The 26,312-nt window shown below is 56.9% G+C and carries 27 protein-coding genes; 15 read left to right on the top strand and 12 right to left on the bottom strand.

The window, feature by feature from the left end; translation table 11 throughout:
- Window positions 1–51: 51 nt before the first annotated feature.
- Genes BKD70_RS20435 through BKD70_RS20425 form a run of 3 tightly spaced genes read left to right on the top strand, consistent with a single transcriptional unit; the run spans window position 52 to window position 4,998 of the window.
- Window positions 52–1,206: an efflux RND transporter periplasmic adaptor subunit gene (locus tag BKD70_RS20435; RefSeq protein WP_047274658.1), complete on the top strand. Its 1,155-nt coding sequence runs from the start codon at window positions 52–54 to the stop codon at window positions 1,204–1,206.
- Window positions 1,207–1,208: 2 nt separating this feature from the next.
- Window positions 1,209–4,307, top strand: a complete 3,099-nt coding sequence (locus BKD70_RS20430; RefSeq protein WP_047274659.1) for an efflux RND transporter permease subunit — start codon at window positions 1,209–1,211, stop codon at window positions 4,305–4,307.
- 52 nt (window positions 4,308–4,359) lie between these two features.
- A complete protein-coding gene (locus tag BKD70_RS20425; RefSeq protein ID WP_047274660.1) occupies window positions 4,360–4,998 on the top strand; it encodes a DUF1345 domain-containing protein in 639 nt (212 codons plus the stop codon).
- A 56-nt stretch (window positions 4,999–5,054) separates the two neighbouring features.
- On the opposite strand, the gene hppD is transcribed toward BKD70_RS20425, so the two are convergent.
- The gene (gene hppD, locus BKD70_RS20420; RefSeq protein ID WP_047274661.1) at window positions 5,055–6,131 is read right to left on the bottom strand and encodes a 4-hydroxyphenylpyruvate dioxygenase; all 1,077 of its coding nucleotides are present in this window, start codon (window positions 6,129–6,131) and stop codon (window positions 5,055–5,057) included.
- 337 nt (window positions 6,132–6,468) lie between these two features.
- On the opposite strand from hppD, the gene BKD70_RS20415 reads away from it, so the two are divergent.
- The 3 genes from BKD70_RS20415 (at window position 6,469) to gloA (ending at window position 9,525) form a co-directional block, all read left to right on the top strand.
- A complete protein-coding gene (locus BKD70_RS20415) occupies window positions 6,469–8,019 on the top strand; it encodes an EAL domain-containing protein (protein ID WP_047274662.1) in 1,551 nt (516 codons plus the stop codon).
- A gap of 240 nt (window positions 8,020–8,259) precedes the next feature.
- On the top strand, window positions 8,260–8,619 hold the full coding sequence (locus BKD70_RS20410) for a histone-like nucleoid-structuring protein, MvaT/MvaU family (protein ID WP_047274751.1): 360 nt from the start codon (window positions 8,260–8,262) through the stop codon (window positions 8,617–8,619).
- A gap of 384 nt (window positions 8,620–9,003) precedes the next feature.
- Window positions 9,004–9,525: a lactoylglutathione lyase gene (gene gloA / locus BKD70_RS20405; protein WP_047274752.1), complete on the top strand. Its 522-nt coding sequence runs from the start codon at window positions 9,004–9,006 to the stop codon at window positions 9,523–9,525.
- Between the two features lie 54 nt (window positions 9,526–9,579).
- On the opposite strand, the gene ahpF is transcribed toward gloA, so the two are convergent.
- The 3 genes from ahpF to BKD70_RS20390 form a co-directional block, all read right to left on the bottom strand.
- On the bottom strand, window positions 9,580–11,142 hold the full coding sequence (ahpF, locus tag BKD70_RS20400; protein WP_047274663.1) for an alkyl hydroperoxide reductase subunit F: 1,563 nt from the start codon (window positions 11,140–11,142) through the stop codon (window positions 9,580–9,582).
- Window positions 11,143–11,270: 128 nt separating this feature from the next.
- Complete coding sequence (ahpC, locus tag BKD70_RS20395; protein ID WP_016780891.1) at window positions 11,271–11,834, bottom strand: alkyl hydroperoxide reductase subunit C; 564 nt, start codon at window positions 11,832–11,834, stop codon at window positions 11,271–11,273.
- A gap of 178 nt (window positions 11,835–12,012) precedes the next feature.
- Complete coding sequence (locus tag BKD70_RS20390; RefSeq protein ID WP_047274664.1) at window positions 12,013–12,951, bottom strand: site-specific integrase; 939 nt, start codon at window positions 12,949–12,951, stop codon at window positions 12,013–12,015.
- Between the two features lie 180 nt (window positions 12,952–13,131).
- Between BKD70_RS20390 and BKD70_RS20385 the strand changes: the two genes are divergently transcribed.
- Window positions 13,132–14,142 carry a DNA-binding protein gene (locus tag BKD70_RS20385; RefSeq protein ID WP_047274665.1) on the top strand — a complete coding sequence of 337 codons (1,011 nt, stop codon included), beginning with the start codon at window positions 13,132–13,134 and terminating at the stop codon, window positions 14,140–14,142.
- Window positions 14,143–14,210: 68 nt separating this feature from the next.
- Here BKD70_RS20385 and BKD70_RS24855 read toward each other — a convergent pair whose 3' ends face one another.
- The 3 genes from BKD70_RS24855 to galU all read right to left on the bottom strand — a co-directional run bounded on the left by BKD70_RS24855 (window position 14,211) and on the right by galU (window position 17,333).
- Window positions 14,211–14,402, bottom strand: coding sequence for a hypothetical protein (locus tag BKD70_RS24855; RefSeq protein ID WP_139047507.1), 192 nt, complete (start codon window positions 14,400–14,402; stop codon window positions 14,211–14,213).
- Window positions 14,403–15,000: 598 nt separating this feature from the next.
- Window positions 15,001–16,359: a glutathione-disulfide reductase gene (gorA, locus tag BKD70_RS20375; protein ID WP_047274667.1), complete on the bottom strand. Its 1,359-nt coding sequence runs from the start codon at window positions 16,357–16,359 to the stop codon at window positions 15,001–15,003.
- A 134-nt stretch (window positions 16,360–16,493) separates the two neighbouring features.
- Window positions 16,494–17,333, bottom strand: a complete 840-nt coding sequence (gene galU / locus BKD70_RS20370) for a UTP--glucose-1-phosphate uridylyltransferase GalU (RefSeq protein WP_047274668.1) — start codon at window positions 17,331–17,333, stop codon at window positions 16,494–16,496.
- 281 nt (window positions 17,334–17,614) lie between these two features.
- On the opposite strand from galU, the gene BKD70_RS20365 reads away from it, so the two are divergent.
- Window positions 17,615–17,803 (top strand): hypothetical protein, encoded by a 189-nt coding sequence (locus tag BKD70_RS20365; protein ID WP_047274669.1) that lies wholly within the window; start codon window positions 17,615–17,617, stop codon window positions 17,801–17,803.
- A gap of 28 nt (window positions 17,804–17,831) precedes the next feature.
- Window positions 17,832–18,110, top strand: coding sequence for a hypothetical protein (locus BKD70_RS20360; protein WP_047274670.1), 279 nt, complete (start codon window positions 17,832–17,834; stop codon window positions 18,108–18,110).
- 8 nt (window positions 18,111–18,118) lie between these two features.
- On the opposite strand, the gene BKD70_RS20355 is transcribed toward BKD70_RS20360, so the two are convergent.
- The 4 genes from BKD70_RS20355 to BKD70_RS20340 form a co-directional block, all read right to left on the bottom strand.
- A complete protein-coding gene (locus tag BKD70_RS20355; protein ID WP_047274671.1) occupies window positions 18,119–18,349 on the bottom strand; it encodes a hypothetical protein in 231 nt (76 codons plus the stop codon).
- 68 nt (window positions 18,350–18,417) lie between these two features.
- Entirely contained in the window at window positions 18,418–19,344 is a 927-nt protein-coding gene (locus tag BKD70_RS20350) for a c-type cytochrome (RefSeq protein WP_047274672.1), read from the bottom strand.
- Entirely contained in the window at window positions 19,341–19,988 is a 648-nt protein-coding gene (locus BKD70_RS20345; protein ID WP_047274673.1) for a c-type cytochrome, read from the bottom strand. The genes BKD70_RS20350 and BKD70_RS20345 overlap by 4 nt, the downstream gene beginning before the upstream one ends.
- A gap of 187 nt (window positions 19,989–20,175) precedes the next feature.
- On the bottom strand, window positions 20,176–20,529 hold the full coding sequence (locus tag BKD70_RS20340; RefSeq protein ID WP_047274674.1) for a hypothetical protein: 354 nt from the start codon (window positions 20,527–20,529) through the stop codon (window positions 20,176–20,178).
- A 209-nt stretch (window positions 20,530–20,738) separates the two neighbouring features.
- Between BKD70_RS20340 and BKD70_RS20335 the strand changes: the two genes are divergently transcribed.
- The 6 genes from BKD70_RS20335 (at window position 20,739) to modC (ending at window position 24,578) form a co-directional block, all read left to right on the top strand.
- On the top strand, window positions 20,739–21,041 hold the full coding sequence (locus BKD70_RS20335) for a DUF1883 domain-containing protein (RefSeq protein ID WP_047274675.1): 303 nt from the start codon (window positions 20,739–20,741) through the stop codon (window positions 21,039–21,041).
- Window positions 21,042–21,074: 33 nt separating this feature from the next.
- Complete coding sequence (locus tag BKD70_RS25110) at window positions 21,075–21,239, top strand: hypothetical protein (RefSeq protein WP_099421411.1); 165 nt, start codon at window positions 21,075–21,077, stop codon at window positions 21,237–21,239.
- Between the two features lie 6 nt (window positions 21,240–21,245).
- Window positions 21,246–21,902, top strand: a complete 657-nt coding sequence (alkB, locus tag BKD70_RS20330; RefSeq protein ID WP_047274676.1) for a DNA oxidative demethylase AlkB — start codon at window positions 21,246–21,248, stop codon at window positions 21,900–21,902.
- Window positions 21,903–22,038: 136 nt separating this feature from the next.
- Window positions 22,039–22,806 (top strand): molybdate ABC transporter substrate-binding protein, encoded by a 768-nt coding sequence (gene modA, locus BKD70_RS20325; RefSeq protein ID WP_047274677.1) that lies wholly within the window; start codon window positions 22,039–22,041, stop codon window positions 22,804–22,806.
- Window positions 22,807–23,487 carry a molybdate ABC transporter permease subunit gene (gene modB / locus BKD70_RS20320; RefSeq protein ID WP_047274678.1) on the top strand — a complete coding sequence of 227 codons (681 nt, stop codon included), beginning with the start codon at window positions 22,807–22,809 and terminating at the stop codon, window positions 23,485–23,487.
- A gap of 2 nt (window positions 23,488–23,489) precedes the next feature.
- On the top strand, window positions 23,490–24,578 hold the full coding sequence (modC, locus tag BKD70_RS20315) for a molybdenum ABC transporter ATP-binding protein (RefSeq protein ID WP_047274679.1): 1,089 nt from the start codon (window positions 23,490–23,492) through the stop codon (window positions 24,576–24,578).
- 5 nt (window positions 24,579–24,583) lie between these two features.
- Here modC and BKD70_RS20310 read toward each other — a convergent pair whose 3' ends face one another.
- Window positions 24,584–25,858 (bottom strand): Wzz/FepE/Etk N-terminal domain-containing protein, encoded by a 1,275-nt coding sequence (locus tag BKD70_RS20310; RefSeq protein ID WP_047274680.1) that lies wholly within the window; start codon window positions 25,856–25,858, stop codon window positions 24,584–24,586.
- Window positions 25,859–26,312 lie beyond the last annotated feature (454 nt).

Here is a 26,312-nt window from a genome sequence, read left to right as displayed (position 1 = left end):
CATGCGCAAGCACTTACAGAACTATCCTGCATTTATAAGAAGGCACGCTCATTGAAAAAGCTCTTTGCCCCGCTATGCCTTTCAGCGCTGGCACTGGCCCTCGCGGGGTGTGGCAAGACCCCCGACGCTGAAGAGAAAACGCCCCTGGTCAAGGTGCGAACCGAAGTCATCGCCACCGCCCCGCTGTCCATCAATAACGAATTGAGCGGACGCATCGTGGCCCCGCGCGTGGCCGAGGTGCGCGCCCGGGTGGCCGGCGTTGTTCTCAAGCGTGTGTATGAAGAAGGCAGCGAGGTCAAACAGGGCGATGTCTTGTTCCTGATTGACCCCGCGCCTTTCAAAGCCGATCTGGACAGCGCACTGGCCGCCCTGCGCAAATCCGAAGCGCTGGCCTTGCAAGCCAGGCTGCAAAGTGAGCGATACGCCGCGCTGATCGACAGCAACGCCATCAGCGCTCAGGAATACGACAACGCCCGCGCGCAGGCGCAGCAGGCGCAAGCCGATGTCGCGGCCAATAAGGCAGCGGTGCAGCGTGCCCGCTTGAACCTGGGCTATGCGACCGTGACCGCGCCGATTTCCGGCCGCATCGGCCGCGCACTGGTCACGGAAGGGGCGTTGGTCGGTCAGGGTGAAGTCACGCCTTTGGCCCGCATTCAGCAACTCAACCCGGTGCACGTTGACCTGACCCAATCCACCCGTGACCTGGACAACCTGCGTGCGTCTTTCCGCGCTGGCGAATTGCAGCAGGTCGGCAGCAATCAGGCCCGCGCAACCCTGATCCGCGATAACGGCAGCCTGTACCCGTTGCCGGGCAAATTGCTGTTCACCGACGTCAATGTAGATCCCAGCACGGGGCAGGTGATTTTGCGCAGCGAGTTTCCGAACCCGGATAACGACCTGTTGCCCGGCAGCTTTGTGCGCGTGCGCCTGGAGCAGGCCTTTAACCAACAAGGCATCAGCGTGCCGCAGCGCGCCATCTTGCGTGACAGCGCCGGAGTGGCGCAGGTGCTGCTGGTGGAAGCGGACAATCGCATCAAGCAACAACCCGTGCAGTTGGGTAACGCACAGAACGATCGCTGGATCGTCAACGGTGGCCTGAAAGCCGGCGACCGCATTGTCATCGAAGGCCTGCAACATGCCCGAGCGGGTGAACAGGTGCAAATCGATGACCCCGCACTTCCCCTCGTACAGTCCACGGATCGGTGAGCATGCCGCAGTTCTTTATCGATCGGCCCATTTTTGCGTGGGTCGTCGCGTTGTTCATTCTGCTGGCGGGGGCGTTGGCCATCCCGCAATTGCCTGTCGCGAAATACCCCAACGTTGCACCGCCCAAGGTTGAGGTCTATGCGGTGTACCCCGGCGCGTCTGCCCAGACGCTGGACGAAAGCGTGGTCAGCCTGATTGAGCAAGAGCTCAACGGCACGGATGGCCTGATGTATTTCGAATCCCAGAGCAGCCTAGGCAGTGCCTCCATCACCGCCACGTTCAAGCCTGGCATTGACCCGGAGATGGCGCAGGTCGACGTGCAAAACCGCCTTAAGGCCGTTGAGTCCCGTTTGCCTCAAGCGGTGATGCAGCAAGGGCTACAGGTCGAGAAAGTGTCGTCCGGCTTTTTGATGCTAGTGACGCTCACGGCCCATAACAGCCCGCTGGACGAGGTCGCGCTCAGTGATTACCTCGCCCGCAACGTGATGAACGAAATCAAGCGGATCGAAGGCGTGGGCAAGGCCCAGCTCTATGGCGCCGAACGGGCCATGCGCATCTGGATCGATCCGCAGAAGCTGATCGGCTTTCACCTGACCCCGGCAGACGTCAATCAAGCGATTGCCAATCAGAACGCACAGGTCTCGGCGGGCAGCATCGGTGATTTGCCGGGCCGCCCGACTCAGGAGATCACTGCCACAGTGCTGGTCAAAGGCCAACTCTCGACCCCTGAAGAGTTTGGCGACATCGTGCTGCGGGCTAACCCGGACGGGTCTACCGTGCGTGTGCGCGACGTGGCGCGGGTTGAAATCGGCAGTCAGGAATACCAGTACGGCACTCGCCTCAATGGCAAGACCGCCACCGCCTTCAGCGTGCAACTGGCGCCCGAAGCCAACGCCCTGAGCACTGCCACCCTGATTCGCGCCAAGATGGACGAATTGAGTCGCTACTTCCCGGCAGGCGTTGAATACACCATCCCGTACGACACGTCGCCCTTCGTCAAAGTCTCGATTACCAAGGTGATGTACACCCTGGTCGAGGCGATGGTGCTGGTGTTTGCCGTGATGTTTCTGTTTTTGCAGAACATCCGATACACGCTGATCCCGACACTGGTGGTGCCGGTCGCCCTGATGGGCACGTTTGCCGCCATGCTGGTGCTCGGTTTCTCGATCAACGTGCTGACGATGTTCGGCATGGTGCTGGCCATCGGGATTCTGGTGGACGACGCCATTGTGGTGGTGGAAAACGTCGAGCGGATCATGGTGACCGAGGGGCTGTCCCCGCGCGAAGCCACACGCAAGGCCATGACCCAGATCAGCGGTGCAATCATCGGTATCACCCTGGTGTTGGTGGCGGTGTTTATCCCGATGGCGTTCATGCCGGGCTCTGTGGGGGTGATTTACCAGCAGTTCTCGCTGTCGATGGCCACCTCGATCCTGTTCTCGGCGTTCCTGGCGCTGTCGCTGACCCCAGCGTTGTGCGCAACCCTGCTCAAACCCATCGCCAAGGGCGAGCACCATGCCAAGGGCGGCTTCTTTGGCTGGTTCAACGCGCGTTTTGAGCGGATGTCCCAAGGTTATGAGCACTGGGTGGTGCACGTGATCAAGCGCAGCGGGCGCTACCTGCTGGTGTACGGCGCCCTGCTGGTGATCCTGGTGGTGTGCTTTACGCGTCTGCCCTCTTCATTTTTGCCGGTCGAGGATCAGGGCTACACCATCACCGACATCCAGTTGCCGCCGGGTGCCAGCCAGGTGCGCACGATCAAGGTGGCCGAACAAATCGAGGCGCATAACGCCCGTGAACCAGGCGTGGGCAACACCACGATGATTCTGGGCTTCAGCTTCTCCGGTAACGGCCAGAACGCCGCACTGGCATTCACGACCATGAAAGATTGGTCCGAGCGCGGCGCCAAAGATTCGGCATCAGCAATCGCGGACCGTGCCAATGCCGCGTTCAGCGACCTCAAGGATGCCGTGGCATTTGCCATCCTGCCGCCGCCCGTCAGCGGGCTGGGCACCTCGAGCGGTTTTGAGTTCCGTCTGCAAGACCGTGGTGGCGTCGGATACGACGTGCTTATGCAAGCGCGCACTGAACTGCTGGCCTTGGCCGAGAAAAGCCCTGTGCTGACCAATGTGCGTGAAAGCGCGCTGGCCGAGAGCCCCCAGGTGCAATTGGAGGTGGACCGCAAGCGCGCCAATGCATTGGGCATTTCCTTTGCCGATATCGGGAACGTGTTGTCCACGGCAGTGGGCTCGGCTTACGTCAATGACTTCCCGAATCAGGGGCGCATGCAGCGTGTGGTGGTGCAGGCCGAGGGCGATCAGCGCAGTCAGGTTGAAGACCTGCTCAAGATCAATGTGCGTAACAACCTCGACAAGATGGTGCCGTTGTCGGCCTTTGTCCAAGCCCGCTGGATTCAGGGTGCCTCGCAGTTGACGCGCTACAACGGTTATCCGGCCATCAGCATTTCCGGCGAAGCGGCCCCTGGCCACAGCACCGGCGAAGCGATGATCGAGATCCAGCGCCTGGTCGCACAGCTGCCTGCTGGCATGGGCATGGAATGGACCGGGCTGTCGCTGGAAGAAAAAATCTCCGGCGCACAGGCGCCGATCCTGCTGGGGCTGTCCTTGTTGGTGGTGTTCTTGTGTCTGGCAGCCCTGTATGAAAGCTGGTCGATTCCCACGGCGGTCCTGCTGGTTGTGCCTCTGGGCGTATTGGGCGCGGTGCTGGCAGTGACGTTGCGGGGGATGCCCAATGACGTGTTCTTCAAGGTGGGGTTGATCACGATCATTGGCCTGTCAGCCAAGAACGCGATCCTGATCATCGAGTTCGCCAAGACCTTGTATGACGAAGGCCATGATTTGGTGGATGCAACCGTACAGGCGGCGCGCTTGCGTCTGCGCCCGATTGTGATGACCTCGCTGGCCTTCATTCTCGGCGTCGTACCGCTGGCCATCGCCACCGGTGCGAGCTCCGCCAGTCAACAGGCCATTGGTACGGGCGTCATTGGCGGCATGATCGTGGCCACGCTGGCGGTGGTTTTCGTGCCGGTCTTCTTTGTGGTGGTCATGAAACGGGTGAGAAGAACACCGCGAGCCGATTAAGCGTCGACGGCGCGTGCTAAGGTTCAGCAATACCTCGTTACAGGGATTGTTTATGCCGCACCTTGCACGCACTCACCCTCGCCTGACCGCTGCCACTGTTCTGGGGGTGGCGGTCGGGATTTTCGCCCCCGCCGCGACCCTGACCACACAATTTTTACTGGGCTGGAATGCCGGTGTCTGGCTGTACCTGGCGTTGACGCTGTGGCTGGTCATTCGCGCTAAAGCCTGCGATGTCAAACGTACGGCAGAGGTCGAAGACGAAAATGCCAGCATGGTGCTGTTCACGGTCTGTGTGGCGGCATTGGCCAGCCTGGCGGCGATCACCCTTGAGCTTTCCGGCAACAGCAAACTCAGCAACGCCGATCAGGCCATGCACTACGCGTTTACCGGCATGACCATCGTCGGGTCGTGGTTGATGATCGGGGTTATTTTCAGCCTGCACTACGCCCGGCTGTTCTATAACCACGAAGGGCCGGAGCCTGCCTTGCGCTTTCCTGAGGGGGAGCTGGACCCCGATTACTGGGACTTTCTCTACTTCTCGTTCACGCTGAGCGTGGCGGTACAAACCGCCGACGTAGCGATTGCCACGCGCGAGATGCGTAAAGCCGTGCTGGGGCATTCGCTGCTGGGGTTTTTGTTCAATACCGCTGTGCTGGGGTTCTCGATCAACATCGCTGCCGGATTGTTTTAGCCTCAAAAAAAACGCCCGGCCGAATGATCGGGCGGGCGTTTTTTTAGGTGTCAGGATCAGTCTGCGGTCAAAACACCGCGACGCACCTGATCACGTTCGATGGATTCGAACAGGGCTTTGAAGTTGCCTTCGCCAAAACCGTCGTCGCCTTTACGCTGGATGAACTCGAAGAACACCGGGCCCATCAGGGTTTCGGAGAAGATTTGCAGCAGCAAGCGCTTGTCGCCCTTGTCGGACGAGCCGTCGAGCAAGATCCCGCGAGATTGCAGGGCCTCTACCGACTCGCCATGGTTGGGCAAGCGGCCTTCAAGCATTTCGTAGTAGGTGTCTGGTGGCGCGGTCATGAAACGCATGCCGATTTTCTTCAGTGCGTCCCAGGTCTTGACCAGGTCATCACTGAGGAATGCCACGTGCTGGATGCCTTCGCCGTTGAACTGCATCAGGAACTCTTCGATCTGCCCTGCGCCCTTGGACGACTCTTCGTTCAACGGGATGCGGATCATGCCGTCCGGGGCGGTCATGGCCTTGGAAGTCAGGCCGGTGTACTCACCCTTGATGTCGAAGTAACGAATCTCACGGAAGTTGAACAGTTTTTCGTAGAAGTTGGCCCAGTACGCCATGCGGCCGCGGTACACGTTGTGGGTCAGGTGATCGATGATTTTCAGGCCCGCCCCCACTGGATGACGGTCCACGCCTTCAATGAACACGAAGTCGATGTCATAGATCGAACTGCCTTCGCCATAGCGGTCGATCAGGTACAGCGGCGCACCCCCGATGCCCTTGATCGCAGGCAGGTTCAGCTCCATTGGGCCGGTCGGGATTTCAATCGGTTGTGCGCCCAGCTCGAGGGCACGGGCATACGCCTGCTGCGCATTGCGCACGCGAAAGGCCATGCCGCACACGGACGGGCCGTGTTCGGCAGCAAAATAGGAGGCTACGCTGTGAGGCTCATTATTGAGGATCAGGTTGATGTCGCCCTGACGGTACAGATGTACAGCTTTGGAGCGATGGGTAGCGACTTTGGTGAAACCCATGATTTCAAAAATGGGTTCGAGGGTATTCGGCACAGGGGATGCGAACTCGATGAATTCAAAGCCCATCAGACCCATTGGGTTTTCGTATAGATCAGCCATTTTGGCGCCTCATCTTGGTCATTTTTAGAATTAACGTAGGGTTATTTGCTAAGAATGCAGAGGCTGTCAGGCGGCGCACAGGAGATGCCACGTACACTGCGCGCAAGGAAATCACCGTGAATCAGTTGGAACCCGAATATCTTCATGTCGACCCATCTCGTGCGGGCGGGGCTTCTGCTTGCAGAAGTCATTATTCTTGTATGCGTAAGCGGATTCTACATGGCGTAATCAGGTTTGTCCCCGCCACGCGTGAATTTGTGGCGTACCAATGCTAGCCTTTTCCTATTACGGCCTACCCTCTTTCTATTTATAGCCCTTTGTCTGTGCAGGAACCTGAATGCCTTTGACGCTGAAGTTGACCCGCAGATGGACAGAGCGTTACGCGTTGGTTGTGCTCAGTGGTTTACTGCCCGTGGTGCTGGGCTTGTTCATCATCGCCTGGCAGGCTGACCGCTCACTCAAGCTGGTGGCTAAACAGACCGTGACCGAAGCGGTCAGGCAATTCGACCAGATGCTCGATAACGCGGCACTGGCCACCGACGTGGTGTTGCCCTTATCCGGCCAGGAATGCACCCAGGTCGAACTGGCCCTGCGCGATCAAGTCACTCGTCGTCCCTTTGTGCGCTCAGTCAATCTGGTGTGGGACAACCAGCTGTATTGCTCTTCCTTGTTTGGCAATTTCAAAGAAACCGTCAACCCGGAAAATTACGTGGCAGGCCGATTGTGGTTGATGTCGGGCAACCCGGTCACCCCGAATGAACCGCTGTTGATCTTGCGCAAACAGAAAGACCATCAAGGCGTACTGGTCAGCCTGTATGGTTTTCACCTGGTCAATGTGCTGGGGCTGATCAATCATAAAACCCTGTTATTGCTGCAAGTGGGCGACGCCTGGATAGATCGCTATGGGGTCGCTCGCACAACGCCTGTGCCTGACTATCCGGTGGCGCAGGTCAGCTTGCCCTCTGCGCAATACCCTTACCGCGTCGTGGCCGGTTTCAGCGAAGGCGAGGTGTGGCGTTTTGCGTTTATGGAATACCCCGGATTGATCGCCTTAATGATCTTTTTGGGCGTGGTCTCGGCGGGCACCGTTCGCTGGTTGCAAAAGCGCGCGTCGTCTCCCAGCCATGAACTTCAGCGTGGGCTGGAGGCCGGAGAATTCATTCCTTTCTTTCAGCCCATCGTGCGGGCTGATGACCGACAGTGGGCGGGCGCGGAAGTATTGATGCGCTGGCAACACCCACGAGAAGGTTTGGTGCGCCCTGATTTGTTTATACCGTTTGCCGAACACTCCGGGCTTATCGTGCCCATGACGCGATCTTTGATGCAGCAAACAGCAAAGTTACTGGCGCCACAGGCCAACAGCATGGAGCCGGGGTTTCATATCGGGTTCAATATCACGGCGCGTCACTGCCAGGATCTGGAACTGGTTGAAGATTGCAGGACGTTCCTTAAAGCGTTTGCGCCAGGGCATATCAAACTGGTACTGGAGTTAACGGAGCGCGAATTAATCGTGCCCAGCGAATTGACGCACCGCTTATTCGCCCAACTTCATGAATTAGGGGTGATGATTGCCATTGATGATTTTGGTACCGGACATTCCAGTCTGGGCTACCTGCACGAATTCAATGTCGATTACCTGAAGATAGATCAAAGTTTCGTCGCCATGATTGGTGCCGATGCGCTGTCCATTCATATTCTCGACGCCATTATTGAGCTCAGCGCAAAACTGGGCCTGGGCGTTGTCGCTGAAGGGATTGAAACCGAAGAACAAAGCCAGTATCTGGCGGCCCGGGGCGTGGCGTTTTTACAGGGTTATCTGTTTGCGCGCCCGTTACCGGCGGACCAGTTCATCGTGTCTTTGCGCGAGCGACCGGCCCGAAAAACTTAGAGGGGCGATCGTTTATCAGCCTTAATTGAACCCTTCGTACTAACTGCGTGTGGTGTGTGGCAGTTTGCAGATTAACAACTACAATTTTTTTGACCGAATCCAGGTCGTCCGAATAGTTGTGTTACTGGGCAGTCATTGTCAAAGAACGGATGAAATACTGCCCTGTCTACCTTATGTTGCCCATCTTTCTTTCTACACATCGGTTAGGTACATACCGAACCCACGATCGGAGTAATGACTTTGAGCAGACTTGCCGAGTTTCGCGCCGCTGAAAAGGCGCTGCAAGAACAAATGGCGCAGTTGGAGGCCTTGAAAAATGATGCCGGTTTAAAAAAGGAGATTGAATTCGAGCAAAAACTTCAAGGATTGATGAAGTCCTACAATAAGAATTTGCGCGACATCATTGCGATTCTTGATCCTCACCCGGTGACATCAAAGGTTTCGACGGCCCCTAAACAGCGCAAAGCCCGTGTCGTAAAGGTCTACCACAACCCGCATACCGGTGAACTGATTGAAACCAAAGGCGGTAACCACCGCGGGCTCAAAGCCTGGAAAGAACAGTACGGCGCATCAACGGTAGAAAGCTGGGTGAGAACCTGACCCTTCATCCAAAAGCCCTGTTCGTCAGGGCTTTTTTTGGCGATTCATTCAGCGTCTGCCTCTACACAGCGTATTCGCCCGAGGGCCGATCGTGCGCAGACCGTTCAGCCGGCAGACCGGTCCGATAGTCGCAGGCGCATCAATATTCACAATTTTTTCACACCGCAGGTTTCAGGATGAAGGCTGCTAAAGGACTAGCGCCCCATGCCCGCTTCGGCGGGCTTCTTTTTGCCTCGAATTTATCGAGTGCGCGCTGTCAATCATCACGGCTATCTGCCCCCCGGCCCTGAATCCGGTTTGGCGCATGGCGTCACATTCCGTATCATTCCCCTCATCACGCTCACCGTAGCGACCAATCATCCAAGCATCACCTTCGGAGGGTTCATGAGCCTGCAAGAACTGAACAACATTCCCGGCGTTACGGCTACGCCAGACAGCGCTACCCAAAATTTCGTGTTCAACCACACCATGTTGCGCGTCAAAGACATCGAGAAATCCCTGGATTTTTACACCCGCGTTCTGGGTTTCTCCTTGGTGGAAAAACGTGATTTCCCTGAAGCAGCGTTCAGCCTGTACTTCCTGGCGCTGGTCGACAAAGCACAGATCCCGGCCGATGATGCTGCGCGTACGGTGTGGATGAAGTCGATCCCCGGCATTCTGGAGCTGACCCACAACCACGGTTCGGAAACAGACGACGGCGTTGTGTACCACAACGGCAATACCGACCCGCGCGGGTTTGGTCACATCTGCGTTTCAGTGCCGGACATCGTTGCCGCCTGCGAGCGTTTCGAGACACTGAATGTCGATTTCCAGAAGCGTTTGAGCGACGGCCGCATGAAGTCCCTGGCCTTCATCAAAGACCCTGATGGCTACTGGGTCGAGATCATTCAGCCCACACCGCTGTAACAAGCAACGCAAAAAAAACCCATGATCGCTCATGGGTTTTTTTCTGTCCGGCCCTTAATCAGGGGCAGACGTGCGGATCAAATGATCGAAGGCACTCAGCGACGCCTTGGCGCCCTCTCCTACCGCGATCACGATCTGCTTGTACGGCACGGTGGTCACGTCACCGGCTGCAAAAATACCTGGTATTGACGTCTCGCCGCGAGCATCCACCACGATTTCGCCCCGCGGTGTCAATTCGACAGTGCCTTTGAGCCAATCCGTGTTGGGCAGCAAACCAATCTGTACAAAAATGCCTTCGAGCTCGACGTTGTGGATCTCGCCGGATTGACGATCTTTGTAACGCAGGCCATTCACTTTCTGCCCGTCGCCGGTCACTTCTGTGGTTTGCGCGTTAGTTATCACTGTGACGTTCGGCAAGCTGTTGAGCTTGCGTTGCAAGACGGCATCAGCACGCAGCTTGGTGTCGAACTCAAGCAACGTGACGTGGGCAACGATACCGGCCAGGTCGATGGCGGCTTCAACCCCTGAGTTACCGCCACCAATGACGGCCACGCGCTTGCCCTTGAACAGCGGCCCGTCGCAGTGCGGGCAGTAGGCGACGCCACGGCTGCGGTATTCCTGCTCGCCGGGCACGTTCATTTCACGCCAGCGCGCACCGGTCGCCAGAATCAGTGTCTTGGCCTTCAAAGACGCCCCGCTGGCGAATTTCACTTCGTGCAGCTGGCCAGCTTTGCCGGGAATCAATTGATCGGCGCGTTGCAGGTTCATGATGTCCACGTCGTATTGCTTGACGTGCTCTTCAAGCGCCGAGGCCAGTTTCGGCCCTTCGGTTTCCTGCACCGAGATAAAGTTTTCGATGGCCATGGTGTCGAGCACCTGCCCGCCGAAACGCTCTGCTGCCACGCCGGTACGAATGCCTTTACGGGCGGCATAAATGGCCGCTGCCGCGCCAGCCGGGCCGCCACCGATCACCAGCACATCAAAGGCGTCTTTGGCGCTGATTTTCTCGGCCTGACGTTCAATGGCGCCGGTGTCCAGCTTGCCGAGAATCTCTTCCAGGCCCATGCGGCCCTGACCAAAGTTGACACCGTTCAGGTAGACGCTGGGTACCGCCATGACCTGACGATCATTGACCTCCTCCTGAAACAGCGCGCCGTCAATCGCCACGTGGCGAATATTAGGGTTGAGCACGGCCATCAGGTTCAGCGCCTGGACCACGTCCGGGCAGTTCTGGCAGGACAGCGAGAAGTACGTCTCGAAGTTGAACTCACCTTTCAATGAACGGATTTGCTCGATCACTTCGGGACTGGCTTTCGATGGGTGGCCGCCTACTTGCAGCAATGCCAGCACCAGCGATGTAAATTCGTGGCCCATGGGGATGCCTGCAAAACGCAGGCTGATATCACCGCCCGGGCGATTCAACGAGAACGATGGCTTGCGCGCATCGGTGCCGTTGTCCAGCAAGGTGATCTGGCTGGAAAGGCTGGCGATTTCTTTCAACAAGTCATGCATTTCACGGGATTTCGCACCGTCGTCGAGGGAAGCAACGATCTCGATCGGCTGGGTGACCCGCTCCAGGTATGACTTCAACTGAGCTTTTAAATTGGCGTCCAACATACGGGCGATCTCCTTAACGGTTTAAGACTGTGTAAAAAAAACGCCCGAGCGAATCTCGCCCGGGCGTTTTGAGGGCGATGCTGCTGACAACTCAGGTGCGGATCACCGCCCTTGGCTGGCTCACAGGCTTAGATCTTGCCGACCAGGTCGAGCGATGGTGCGAGGGTGGACTCACCTTCTTTCCATTTGGCCGGGCACACTTCACCCGGGTGGGCAGCCACGTACTGAGCCGCTTTGATTTTGCGCAGCAGTTCGGAAGCATCACGGCCAACGCCGCCGTCGTTCAGTTCAACGATCTTGATCTGACCTTCAGGGTTGATCACGAACGTGCCGCGATCCGCCAGGCCTGCTTCTTCGATCAGTACGTCGAAGTTGCGAGAGATGGTCAGCGTCGGGTCGCCGATCATGGTGTACTGGATTTTGCCAATGGCTGGCGAGGTGTTGTGCCATGCCGCGTGAGCGAAATGGGTGTCAGTAGACACGCTGTAAATTTCCACGCCGAGTTTCTTGAACTCTTCGTAGTTGTCAGCCAGGTCTTCCAGCTCGGTTGGGCAAACGAAGGTGAAGTCAGCCGGGTAGAAGAACACAACGGACCATTTGCCTTTCAGGTCGGCGTCCGACACTTCTACGAAGCTGCCGTTTTTGTAAGCGGTGGCTTTGAACGGTTTTACTTGGCTATTGATGATAGGCATCGTTGACTCTCCGTCAGGGTTGAAAAGTTGATGGGGTGAATCCTAACAACACATTTTGTATCTGGCTCATTGGGAAAGCTGATGCTGGTGATTGGTTTTGGCTATCAGGTTGCTCTATTAATAGAAGAAACCCGAATACCACTCTCTGCCAGCCCGCTCACCCGCATCTTGATCCCGATCAAGGCCCGATACGTTTTTCTGCCGCAATGCTCATCCCGGTAAACGGGGTCGCTTCAACATAGCGCATCGCAGACTTGACGTCCTTCCAGCCGACGTAATTCATCAGGGACTTAAGGTCCCAGCCATTGTGATGCGCCCAGGTTGCAAAACCGCGACGCAATGAATGGCTGGTGTACTGCTCGGCGGGAATCCCCGCGCGCTCAAAGGCTTGACGTAACAAGGGAATCACACTGTTGGCGTGCAAGCCCGCTTCGCCCAGATTGCCCCAGCGATCAATTCCCCTGAAGACCGGGCCGCGCACCAACGCCGACGCGTTGAGCCACTCGATATAGGCCCGCACCGGGCACAGTCGCAGCAATGCCGGGGTCTGGAAGGTTTTGCCCAGGTTGTCTCGGTCTCCTTTACTGCGCGGCAGATACAGGGTGATCCCCGAACCCGCTACCGCTTGCACGTGCTCAACTTGTAAGCGGCACAGCTCGTCACTGCGAAAGCCCCGCCAAAACCCCAGCAGTATCAGCGCAGTGTCGCGACGCGCCCGCAGCCAGCCGGGCTGGTCAGCATTGGCCTGTGCGGTTTGCGCTTCGCTTTCGAGCCAATCCATCACTGTCTCCAGGTGCTGCAATTGCAGGGGTTCTGCCTGTTTTTCCTGCGCCGGGTGTAGTGCGCGTATGCCTTTGAAGACTTTACGCACCACCGGCGCTTTGGTCGGGTCGGCAAAGCCCTGGCTGTTGTGCCACTGAGCGATGGCCGACAGGCGTAATTTCAAGGTGTTGATCGAGTGCTGGCCGGCATGCGCGACCAAGTAGCGCGCCACGCTGTCGCTGGTGGCGGGCAGGAAACCGCCCCAGGTCACTTCGAAGTGTTCGATGGCGGCGCGGTAACTGCGTCGCGTGTTGTCGCGGGTGGCCGCGTTCAGATAGCGATCCAGATCGCTCATGGGGGGTATCTCTCGCGTTGGCGTACTGGAAACAGGCCCAAACATCACAAAACGGCCTCTAGCACGGGATAATACCAGTATATCCCGCCTGATAAATCATAAAATATGACAGAAAAATAGAACTGATATAGTATGTAATTACATGATACATACCACAGTACATAATCGTAGGAGAGACCCATGGCTCGCGGCGGCGTAAACAAAGCGGTGGTGCAAATTGCACGCGCGGCAATTCTGGCCCGTGGTGAACACCCGAGCATTGATGCCGTACGAATCGAGATGGGTAATACCGGCTCCAAAACCACCATTCACCGGTATTTGAAGGAGCTGGATGACAGCGATAGCCGTCGTGGCGTATCCCATGAAGCGCTGGGGGATGAGCTGGCAGAACTGGTCACCCGCCTCGCCCATCGGCTGCAAGAGCAAGCACAAAAACCGATTGATCGCGCCCAGGCGCAGTACGAACAGCTGAAAACACAGCTGCAGGCCCAATTGTCTGAAGCGCAGCAGACGCTGTCCGGGCTACAGCAGGAGCTGGAGATTCAGACGACGGCCTTGCATCAGGAAAGCGCCAACCTGGAGTCCACGCGCTCCATGCTGCAGACCGAACAGACGCGCAATGCGGCCCTCAATCAAGCGTGCAGCGATTTTGAATTGCGCCTCAAAGACCGTGATGAGCAGATCCGTTCACTGGAAGAAAAACACCTCCATGCGCGCGATGCACTTGAGCATTACCGCAGCGCTACCAAAGAGCAGCGCGAGCAAGACCAGCGACGCCATGAAGGCCAGTTGCAACAGGTGCAAATGGAACTGCGTCAGGCACAGCAAAGTGCCCTTGTACGACAGGATGAAATCACACAATTGCACCGCGATAACGAACGCGTGCTCAGTGAGAACCGTGCACTGGCCAAGGAAATCCATCAGGTCAACGAACAGCAGAAAAAGCTGGGACAACACAACCAGCAATTGAGTCATCAGGTGAGCCAGCTGGAGGGCGAGCGCACCCTGCTTCAAGAGCGGCTGCGTGTGGCGACCCATGAAGGCGAAGCGCTCAAAAAAGCCCAGGCCGACACTCAACACGCCGTGACAGCATTGACGATGCGCGCCATGAAAGCAGAAGCGGCACTGGAGACGCTCAAGGCACTCAAAGACGCCGAAACGCCTGTGACACCAGCCCCGACCGACGAGTAAGCACCCGGCGAAGCCCTGCCGAAGACGCTCAGCGCTCCTTTAATGAGGGCTGAGCGGATAGAGGCCGGTTATTCCGGTGTTGCCGGTACAGAATTCCCGGGGCCGGCAGGGGCGGTCGTTGGCACGGCAACCTTCCAGGTCGACGTCACCCTTCCCGGCTCCCCCCAGGCCGCACTGCCCTCCAGCACTTGCAGCGCACCCGCACGCGCCACCTGACTGATGTATTCGCTGGGCTTCAGGGCATTGGCACGCAATTTCATGTGTAAGGCATTTTTTCGAGGGTGCTGCAGCTGATCCGCCCGGGGCGTGATCCTCTCCATCAACCTGCCTTCATGCTCTGACCCACTCGGCGTGTACTTGATCAGCGCACCATCGTGCGCTGAAAAATAGTGCGTTTGCGCACACTGACGTTCCTCAATGGCGGCGCACCGCTCATGAGGTTCGAGCATGTTGTGATATAACTGCTCTTCTTCGGCAGAAGGCTATAACTGTGACGGCTGCCCCCGATGAATGTGGTACACCGCAACCACATGGTACCCGGCGGGCATGGATGCACTGGCCCCTCATGCCTGATCTGCTGATGAACATGCCGCGCGGCATCATCGGCACTCAGAAAGTCCGGGCTTAGATCCGGGTAGACAGCATTGGCCTGTAGCCAATTGGCGCCGCACTCGATTGGGTAAGGGTTTCATGGGGGTTATCCGTCAGTGATTGAGTTATGCCTCAGTTGCTGGCGGATCGTTCATGAGTGCATGCACACAGCGGTGGTTGATATGTACGGCGCGCGGGATGCGCATCGTGTTGAGTGACTGCGGCGAGCATGGCGCGACGCCCGCAGCAGTCTCTCCACTCATTCGATTAGCGCTTGGTGGGCGTGCGCATGGTGACAAACTCTTCGGCCGCCGTGGGATGGACGCCAATGGTTTCGTCAAAGTGCTGTTTGGTTGCGCCAGCCTTCATGGCAATGGCCAAGCCCTGCACAATTTCCCCCGCTTCGGGACCGACCATATGGCAACCCAGCACTTTGTCCGTTTCGGCATCAACCACCAGCTTCATGAACGTGCGTTCCTGACAATCGGTCATCGTCAGTTTCATCGGGCGGAAACTGCTTTCGAAGATCTGCACCTGATGCCCATCCTCGAGGGCTTGCTCCTCACTCAAACCGACGGTTCCGATAGCGGGCTGGCTGAATACGGCCGTCGGGATCATGTTGTAATCCACCGGGCGGTATTGCTCAGGCTTGAACAAACGGCGCGCCACGGCCATGCCTTCTGCGAGTGCAACAGGCGTCAATTGCACACGGCCAATGACGTCGCCAATGGCCAGAATCGAAGGTTCATCGGTCTGGTACAGGTCATTGACGTTAATGAAGCCGCGCTTGTCGAGTTTGACGCCCGTGGTTTCCAGACCAAGGTTGTCAAGCATCGGCCGGCGCCCCGTCGCATAGAACACGCAATCGGCTTCAAGCACACGACCGTCTTTTAGCGTGGCTTTCAGGCTGCCATCGGGCTGCTTGTCGATTCGCGCGATATCGGCGTTGAACTGCACGTCCATGCCGCGCTTGAGGAGCTCTTCGTGCAAATGTTTGCGCACGGAGCCGTCAAAACCGCGCAGGAACATCTCGCCGCGATACAGCAGAGACGTCTCGGCGCCCAACCCTTGGAAAATCCCCGCAAACTCGACGGCAATGTAGCCTCCGCCCACAACCAGCACGCGCTTTGGCAGCGCCTTGAGAAAGAACGCTTCGTTCGAACTGATGGCGTGTTCATGCCCCGGGATCTCGGGGATCTGCGGCCAACCACCGGTGGCGATGAGGATGTGTTTAGCCGTGTGCCGCTGACCATTGACCAGCACCTCGTTCGGCCCGGTCAAGGTGGCGTGGCCCTCCAGCAACGTAACACCACTGTTAACCAGCAAGTTGCGGTAGATACCATTGAGACGATTGATTTCACGGTCTTTGTTGGCAATCAGCGTGGACCAGTCGAAGCTGGAAGCACCCAGTGTCCAGCCAAAGCCTGACGCCTGCTCGAACTCTTCGGCAAAGTGGGCGCCGTAGACCAGCAGCTTTTTAGGCACACACCCCACATTGACGCACGTGCCGCCCAAATAGCGGCTTTCCGCCACGGCCACCTTGGCACCAAACCCGGCTGCAAAACGGGCAGCGCGTACACCGCCGGACCCGGCCCCAATCACAAACAAATCAAATTCGTAGGACATCACTATCTCCTGAGCAGTCCATCAGCATAATCCCTGCGGCGCGATTGACCAGCGCCGAGGATGACTGAAATCGGAAAACGAGAAAGCCACCCGTAGGTGGCTTTCCCTTGAAGCAGTCAGCACGCTCGTGTTTCTTAGTAAGCCTTGCCGGTTTTGTAGAAGTTTTCGAAGCAGAAATTGGTGGCTTCAATGTAGCCTTCCGCACCGCCGCAATCGAAACGCTTGCCTTTGAATTTGTACGCAATCACGCAGCCGTTTTGCGCCTGCTTCATCAGCGCATCGGTAATCTGGATTTCGCCACCTTTGCCTGGCTCGGTTTGCTTGATCAGATCAAAGATGTCCGGGGTGAGGATGTAACGACCGATAATCGCCAGGTTCGAAGGTGCATCTTCGGGCGCTGGTTTCTCAACCATGTTGCGCACGCGGTACAGGTCATCACCAATCAGGTCACCGGCGATGACGCCGTACTTGTTGGTTTCCTGCGGGTCAACTTCCTGGATGGCAATGATGGTGCAGCGGTACTGGTTGTACAGCTTGACCATCTGGGTCAACACGCCGTCGCCTTCCAGGTTCACGCACAGGTCGTCCGCCAGGACCACGGCAAAGGGTTCGTCGCCGATCAGTGGACGGCCGGTCAGGATAGCGTGACCCAGCCCTTTCATTTCGGTCTGACGGGTGTAAGAGAACGAGCATTCGCTCAGCAGGCGACGAATGCCGACCAGGTATTTCTCTTTATCGGTGCCCTTGATCTGGTTTTCCAGCTCATAGCTGATGTCGAAATGGTCTTCAAGGGCACGCTTGCCACGACCTGTGACGATGGAGATTTCGTTCAGGCCTGCGTCGAGTGCTTCTTCAACGCCGTACTGGATCAGTGGCTTGTTCACCACCGGCAGCATTTCTTTAGGCATGGCTTTGGTCGCTGGCAAAAAGCGAGTGCCGTAGCCGGCTGCTGGGAACAAGCATTTCTTGATCATATGAGTCCTTAAAAGGGCTGTGCGTACGGATTTGGCGCAGTCTAATCAGGCGGCAGCAAGCTTACAATGCCCCCGATAGCATACTGATACCAACATAGAGAAAATATGTGCCACTTAGTTCCTTTTTAACTTTTTTTTCATGTGCGGATGCCTTTCATGGAACCTCTGAAACCGCACCAGGGTCTCTTTGTGGCGAGTGGCACTTACGCATCCTTGACAGCGCAAATGCCCGGAATGGCGGTAACATGGCCCTCTTTTCCAGTCAGTGAGTTCAGCGTGTCATGTCGGATGTAAAAAAAGTTAACGGGTATCTGATCAAACAACTCCAGACCGATGCCTGGTGGGTTCTGGATAGCACCGATGAGCCGATTGCAGGCCCTTTTGGAAGTGAGGCCGCTGCGACTGAAGTGGCCAACGTGCTCCAGGATCAGCCATCGGCACCCGTGCGCAAGCGCAAGAACAATTCCTGATCCTCTCCTTCGCGATAATTGGCACTCAATGAAAAAGATCCTGATATGTGTACTGCTGTCCCTTGGAGGCTGCGCCACGGCGTCCAACACCTATTTGCCCGACGGACAACAGGGGCTGAGCATCGACTGCTCGGGCGAGGCCATGTCCTGGGGCAAATGCTATGAAAAGGCAGACGCCTCTTGCGCGGGCACCGGCTACACCATTGTCGGCACCGATGGCTCCTCAGCCGTGAAGGAAAGTGAAAAAACCATGGGTGTTGATGTAGGAAATTTCACTAGCCGTACCATCGTGGTGATGTGCAAATAGCACACTGCTCACAGGTGGACTTCGACGAATTTGATACCCAGGGAACGCAAGGTTTCTACCAGCGCATCCAGACGCTCAAAGGATTCAACTTCGTCGTTGTCATCCACTAAAAAGAAGCTGCGCCCTGCACTCTTCTTGAAAAATACAATCCACTCCTCGGTCGCTGCCGGGTTAGGGATGGCATGGGTGGCGGTAATGCTGCCGTCGGCATGACGCTGCTGCACGAGCGCTCGTTTCATCGCGTTCTCCTGAAAAACTGCCGTGGCTGTACACGCCTTTAACGGCAGCGAGGTTCAAGGCGCGAAGTTTACTGGATCCCCTGCCCGATCAAAATGCCATTAATGGTTTGCCCGTACGCATTGACCCCGTCATTGGCGTGAAATTTCACGCGGGTTTTCTCAATCGAACCCTCCACCAGACGTGGGTCTTGTGGTCGCTCGTGCGTATTGATGAACGCCGCCACATCCCATGCTTGCTCGTCGCTCAAGCTGCCGGGTTTACCCAGCGGCATATTGTGTTTGATGAACGACGCCGCTGTGTTGATGCGGTGCATGCCTGCCCCCCAGTTGTAGGAGTCTTTACCCCACAAAGGTGGCATCACGTAATCGGTCCCGACTTTCTGACCTTGCCCCTGATTGCCATGGCATAACGCACACTGCGCCTCATACACAGCCGCTCCGCGCTCAAGATCGTAGCCACCTGCGGGCTGCGGCACTTGCGGATAGCCGCGCCCTGGCAACTCGACCCCAACCGGCGCGGTTGTCGACAACCAATAGGCATACACCGACAGCGCGGTGATTTCTCGACTGTCGGCGGCCGGTGGCGTGCCGCCATTCATGCTGAACTGAAAACAGCCCTGCAGGCGTTCGGCAAAGGTATTGACCTTGTCATTCTTCTGGCGATAGGCGGGATACATCGTGTAGGCGCCCCACAGGGGAGCGGAGTTGGCCAGCCTGCCCTGATCCAGGTGGCAATTGGTGCAATTGAGGCCATTGCCGACAAACTGTGGCGCTTGACGTTTGGTGTCCACAAACAGTGCGTACCCGTCCATCACCATCTTTCCATAGGCATTGTCGGGAAGTTCGCTTTGCTGCGGAGGACGAAAATAGGCTTTCGCGTGCTGAGCCGCAGGCGGGATTTTCAGTTGCGACTGATCTTCCATGGCAATGGGGGCTGCACGCACCATCGGTGCAACCAGCACACAAAGCGCATAACCGGTTAACAGACGTGTCATTGCGCAGCCTCCTGAGGCGCCACAGTGGCGAAATATTCGGCGACCGCCGTCACTTCTTCTTCCGTCATGGCCTTGGCGATGTGCCCCATGAGGTCACTCGGGTCATTGCGGCGCAGGCCCGAACGCCATGCATTTAGCTGCCCGGCAAGGTATAGGGCGGGTTGATTGGCCAGTGGCGGAAACGCGCTGCCCACCCCTGCGCCGCCAGGGCCATGGCAGCTCACACACTCAGGAATGTTGCGCTCCCAGGCGCCGCGCAGGGCCAGCGTCTGCCCCACACCTTTGGCCGCGTGGCTGCGATTGATGGACGGGGCGGGTGGCGCAGGCATCGCGGCCAAAGCTGTGGTCACTGACGTGATCTCGTCCGGCGTCAAGGCGCTGGCCAAGGGCTGCATGACCGGACTCACCCGCTTGCCCTCTTTGAAGTCGCTGAGTTGTTTGCTCAGGTACTGGGCCGAAAGCCCGGCCAGTCGTGGGAAACCTGCCGGGGCTACGCCCAGGCCATCCCTGCCATGGCACGCCATGCAGGCTGTGGCGCCGGGCTGACTGCCACCTTGCAGGAAGACATTGCGAGGTTCCCCGGCCTGAACGCTGCTCATGGCAAGCAGCACCAAACCACTGGCCAGTGTTCGCTTAAGAGGCATCGTGGGCCGCTCCATTTTTGTTATATGCATAGGCGAAAAACCTATAAGCACAAAAATAGTAAGCTAATGGCCATTTGCCTGCAACGCGTAGTCCTCACTGAAAAGCGCCTGTAAGAAAAAAACCTGACTGCTGCAAGAAGCAACTGTCAGGTTTTTTGTGTAGGCCGCAGGAAGAACGAACGGTCGGTTATTGTCCGGAAATGCAGTGCGTCGCTGCCGCGCGAATGTCTCCTGGACGAATCGGCACGTTAGACATGCTTTCGTACACCTTGATGCTGCTACCCGCCGAACGCTCTTCGATGTCAATCACCGCCGTGGGCCCCGAGGTCAGCTTTTGCGGAACGATTACCCGCAAACCATCCTTGTGCGGCTCAATTTGCGGGGCTTTGCGTGTGCGTGATAACTGTTGCACCAGGCACTGAGCGTAAGCCTCCGGCTTCTTGCCAGAAATCACACTCATCGTCGGCAATGTCTGCTCAATGTCCGTGACCGATGCACAGCCTCCCAAAGCCAGCATTGCCACCAATACGCCCCACTTCATACAAATCCTCCGTTAAAGATCCTACGACCATCGATCTTTAAAATTTCTCCCTGCGGGCAGGGAATTAATACTCAAAAAGTAGCAATTTAAATTTGCCAAGCGTCAGATTCGTCTGCGCGGCAGCATAATAAGCTGGTTTAGCCTCCAACTTGGACTAAAGCACATGCTATCGTCCTGTTTTTTTAGCAAAAGCGCCCTTCGGAGCCCCCATGAAATTCATTCACCAGCGTGAGCACCTCAATGAAGATGACATCGTCGTCATCGAGTGCTCCCATCCCTGCAACATTCGCCTGATGAGCGATGCGCACTTTCGCAGCTTCAAAAATGGTGGCCGACACTCGTACCACGGCGGGGCATTCGACAAATTTCCGGCCAGAATCACCGCACCAAGCACCGGCTTCTGGAACATCACCATCGATACGGTCAGCAGCCGGGCCATCAGCGTGACGCGCAAGCCGACCTTGAAGCATTCGATCAAGATCGTTCGCCGCTCCAGCTCCAAGCTCCGTTAAACCTGACACCGTCTCTTAGCGACAGGAATTCCCGTGCCAACCACTAAATACGTCATCAAGTACAAACTCGACGGCGAGCGCCGTTTTGAATTCGCACAGCTCACGTCCGGGTCAGAGGAAGAAGCCCGCGCAGCGCTTGAAAAAATTCACGGCAAAGAACAAACCATAACCGAAATCAAAGTGAGCAAGGCGCTCTGATCCGCCATGTCTCTGGACCTGTTCGACCAAGACGACCTGCAACAGCCCACCCGCATTGAGCAATTCAGTACGCAGGCGTTTGTCTTGCGCGGATTTGCCCTGCCCTGGGTCGAGGCGTTGTTGACAGCGCTTGAGCGCGTGTTGCATGAATCGCCGTTTCGTCATATGCAAACCCCCGGCGGTTTCACCATGTCAGCGCGCTTGAGCAGTTGCGGCGCGCTGGGATGGACCTCCAGTGCTCAAGGCTACCGTTACAGCCCCGTCGACCCATTAAGCGGCATGCCTTGGCCAGCGATTCCCCAAGCGTTGCTTGACCTCGCACACTCCGCTGCGGCGACAGCAGACTTCGAGCATTTTGTGCCTGATGCCTGCCTGATCAATGCGTATGCGCCTGGCGCCAAGATGTCACTGCATCAGGACAAAAACGAACGCGCCTACACCGCGCCGATTGTGTCGATCTCCCTCGGCTTGCCGGCTATGTTCCAGTTTGGCGGGTTTGAACGCAGCGACCCTGTGCAACGCCTGTCGCTGTTTCATGGTGATGTCGTGGTCTGGGGCGGCGTCGATCGGTTGCGTTACCACGGCATTTTGCCCATCAAACCCGGAACCCATTCATTGCTGGGCGAACAGCGCATCAATATCACCCTGCGCAAAGCAGGCTGAAACGGTCCCTGCGGGGAGCCATGATGGCCATTTGAAAATAAAGCGCTATAAACTTTTTGTTATAGCGATTATCTTCACGTTGCCCGACCCTCCTCGACAGGTTCGGATCACCCTCGCCAATAAATGGAGTTTCCCGATGACTGCGCATGCAGTGCGTTTTGCCCCTTTGGCAATCGTTGCCTTTCTGGGAGGCGGCCTGACGATGGGCGTGCAGGCTGACGAAGTTCAAGTCGCCGTTGCCGCCAACTTCACCGCCCCTATTCAGGCCATTGCCAAAGATTTTGAAAAAGACACGGGCCATACAGTGGTCGCAGCCTACGGGGCGACAGGCCAGTTCTATACCCAAATCAAAAATGGCGCGCCGTTTGAAGTGTTTCTGGCGGCCGACGACACGACACCCGAGAAGCTCGAAACAGAAGGTGACATCGTGCCGGGCTCGCGGTTTACCTATGCCGTTGGCACGCTGGCGCTGTGGTCAGCCGACAAAGCGTTCATTGACGGCACCGACAAGGCTTTGCTTGCCAACCAGTACCGGCATCTGGCCATCGCCAACCCCAAGGCTGCACCCTACGGGCTGGCCGCTACGCAAGTGCTGGCCGGGCTGGGCCTGACGGACAAGGTCAAAGACAAAATTGTCGAAGGGCAGAACATCACCCAGGCCTACCAATTCGTTTCGACGGGCAATGCCGAGCTGGGTTTTGTTGCGCTGTCGCAAATCTACAAAGACGGCAGTGTCACCAGCGGTTCAGCCTGGATCGTGCCGGACGCGATGCATGATCCCATCAAACAAGATGCCGTGATCCTTAAAACCGGTGAACACAATCGCGCTGCACACGCCTTGGTCGACTACCTGAAAGGTCCCAAAGCCGCGGCCATCATCAAATCCTATGGCTACCAACGCTAAATGCCGCTTTCGAGTGCCGATTTCGCCGCCATTTGGCTGACCCTGAAACTGGCGTCACTGACCACCGCCATTTTGTTGGTGGTGGGGACTCCAATCGCCCTGTGGCTGGCGCATACACCGTCGAAGTGGCGTGGCCCCGTGGGCGCAGTGGTGGCTTTGCCACTGGTATTGCCGCCCACGGTGATCGGTTTTTACTTGCTACTGGCCATGGGGCCCCATGGTTTTTTGGGGCAGTTCACCCAGTCCCTGGGGCTTGGCACCTTGACCTTCAGCTTTACCGGTCTGGTGATCGGCTCCGTGATCTACTCCATGCCCTTTGTTGTGCAGCCTTTGCAGAATGCCTTCACTGCGATCGGGAAACGACCGCTTGAGGTGGCTGCCACACTGCGCGCCAACCCCCTGGACACCTTTTTCTGCGTGATGCTGCCGCTGGCCCGGCCGGGGTTTGTGACCGCGGCGATCCTCGGGTTTGCCCACACAGTAGGCGAGTTTGGCGTGGTGCTGATGATCGGTGGCAACATCCCCGAAAAAACCCGGGTGGTGTCTGTGCAAATCTACGATCACGTCGAAGCGTTGGAGTATGCCCAAGCGCATTGGCTGGCCGGGGCCATGTTGGTGTTTTCCTTCCTCGTGCTGCTGGCGTTGTACTCCAGTCGCAGAAGCCCCACCCAATGGAGTTGAACATGCGCGTGCAGCTTAAAGTGCGACTCAAGCTGAGTTACAGCGACTTCTCCCTGGACATTGACCTGCAACTGCCGGGGCAAGGCGTCACAGCGCTGTTTGGTCACTCGGGCTCGGGTAAAACCACCTGCTTGCGCTGTATCGCGGGCCTTGAGCGCGCTCACGAGGCGTATGTCGAGGTCAACGGCCAAGTCTGGCAGGACAGCGTGCGCAAGGTGTTTGTGCCGGTCCATCAGCGTTCGCTGGGCTATATCTTCCAAGAGGCCAGCCTGTTCCCTCACCTTTCGGTGCGCGCCAACCTTGAGTTCGGGTTGCGGCGCATTCCGCGCAGCGAGCGGCGTGTGGAGTTGGTACAGGCCACGCACCTGCTGGGCATCAGCCACCTGCTAGAACGCATGCCCGCTCATTTGTCGGGGGGCGAACGTCAGCGCGTGGGGATTGCGCGTGCCTTGCTCACCAGCCCCAAACTCTTGTTGATGGATGAACCGCTGGCCGCGCTGGACAGCCAGCGCAAGCGCGAAATCCTGCCCTACCTCGAGCGCCTGCATGCGCAGCTGAACATTCCGGTGCTGTATGTCAGCCACTCACAAGAGGAAGTCGCCCGGCTGGCTGATCATCTCGTGTTGCTCAATGAGGGCAAGGTACTGGCCAGCGGATCGATTGCCGACACACTGGCAAGGCTCGATCTGCCGCTGGCTCAAGGGGATGACGCGGGGGTGCTGATTGAGGGGGTCGTCACGCATTACGATGCGCAGTACCAATTGCTGACCCTGCAACTGCCGGGCAGCAACCAGAGTCTGAAGGTCGCTCATGGGCCTCTGGCAGTTGGGCAGTCACTGCGAATCAAGGTGCAGGCCCGTGATATCAGCCTGAACCGTGATCCGGGCGCACAAAGCAGCATTCTTAACTGCTTGCAGGCCACGGTCGTCAGTGAAATGCCGGCTGATAACCAGGCGCATATGCTCATACGCCTGGATGCGGGAGGGACCGCACTGCTGGCACGGATCACGCGGTACTCGCGAGATCAACTACAACTCGTGCCAGGCCACGTCATCTGGGCGCAAATCAAGTCCGTCGCGGTTCTGGTCTGACGTCCTTACAAGGCTTCCCGGCGCCGCGCGATCAAGAAACGCCCCGTGGCAATGCCGATCCCGAGTAAACACCCGAAAATCAGTCCAAGGCCGACAATCAGCGATTTTTTAGGCTTGATCGGGCTGATCGGCGTCTGCGCCTTGCGGTCAATACTGACGATTCCCAGCTTGCTCATGTCGGTATTCAAATTGCCCAGACGCACGACTTCAGCCCGCAGCGGTTCAATGTTTTTCAGGAACAAATCTTCATTCGAACGCTTGCCGAGTTGCTCGACCTGACGGTTGACTTCCAGTAACTGCAACTTTTTGCCAATGGTTGAGATGCGCTTGTCGGTGAAGTCGTCCGAGGTGCGTTTGAGCAAGGCGGCACGCTCGGCTTCAAGGGCCTGCGTCCCCATGAAATACAGCGGAATACTTTGCGAGGTGATTTCAGTACGCATCACTTGCGACGACCCCTTGGCCGCATCAGACATGGCCGAGGGCGTGGTGGGACGGGTAATGCCCAAGGAGCGCGCAATAGAGATCGCCTCCGAGAGCTGAGCGATCCGCGATTCGCGTTCAGTCTTGAGTTGCAGGCGCAAGGCCTGAAGTTCGTCTTTGAGTTTTGCCCGCTCAAGCGTATCGGATTCGACCAGTGTCGCAATCTTGCCTTCTTTGTCCGACTTGTAACCGGAACGCGCGGCATCAATCTTTTCTTCCAGCTCTCTGAGTCGGTTATTAATGATGACTTTGAGATCAGCGCCAATTTGGGCGCGCTGATTATTGATCGCGTAGTCAACAAAACCGTTGAGAATTTTTACCCCATCAACATCCTCTGGATAGGTCATCTCCAGTTTGAGGAAAGGACTGAGGGAATCCTGCTTTTTTGGATCCGGTTGTATGAGGTTAATGGCATCGCGGTTAAAGATTTCAAAACTCTGTTCCAGCGACACGCCTTTTTTTTGCAATGGCTTGAACAGGTCCTGATTCGATTGAAAAAATGTGAAGCGTGTTTCGTAGGAATCCAGCGCAGCGCCTACCTTGAGCAAGGCCTCGGTCGGGGGCAACTTGTAGACCTCCGAGCGGTTCAGGGCATCCAGTTCATTGATCGCCGCCGGCCTGAGCACCGTGCTGGCCTGGTACACCCGCGGGGCAAGCATGGCATAGGTCAAGGCCATGGCACCCACCGCCAGCGTGGTGCCTGCAATCAGTTTCTTTTGCTGCCAGAGCGATTGAATCAGGGCAAACAAATCGATTTCGTCAGTCGAAGTTTCTGCTAGCGGATGCTGAATAGTTTTCAAAAAAATGCACCTTGTGAGTAGAACTTCTTGGCAAGTTCACCGCTTGACTGTTTAAGCACCTATTGGCTAGGTCTTTCTTAGGCTATGTCTGACAGACCATCTTAGAAAAAGATCCCTGCATTTAGAATCAAGCACATACCGCGACAAAAGCAAGTGATGCCATAGTGATATCTCGCCTTTTTCTTACAAGCAAAGATCAGTTCTCATTCAGAAAGAAGATTTATTACCTGAAACACGGAAACTTCCTACGACAGCCTTTTGATCAACGGTAAAAGACGCGCCTTCTGGCTTATATAAACAATGGATCCAAAACGCTGTCTGTTTGGATCAATCCTTTAGTCACTGACTCGCCTGAATATCCAGGCCCCTATCAGGCAGCGGCAGGTGCGGAGCGTCAGTAAAAACGCCCGGTGATGTCAAAGCGGCATATTTTCCCCGCCTGTGTAATCATCTG

The organism is Pseudomonas sp. BS-2016 (genome assembly GCF_001806145.1).
Classification (GTDB): domain Bacteria; phylum Pseudomonadota; class Gammaproteobacteria; order Pseudomonadales; family Pseudomonadaceae; genus Aquipseudomonas; species Aquipseudomonas lundensis.
Note: the sequence above shows the minus strand (reverse complement) of the source record. Positions and strands in the feature narration are given on the sequence as shown.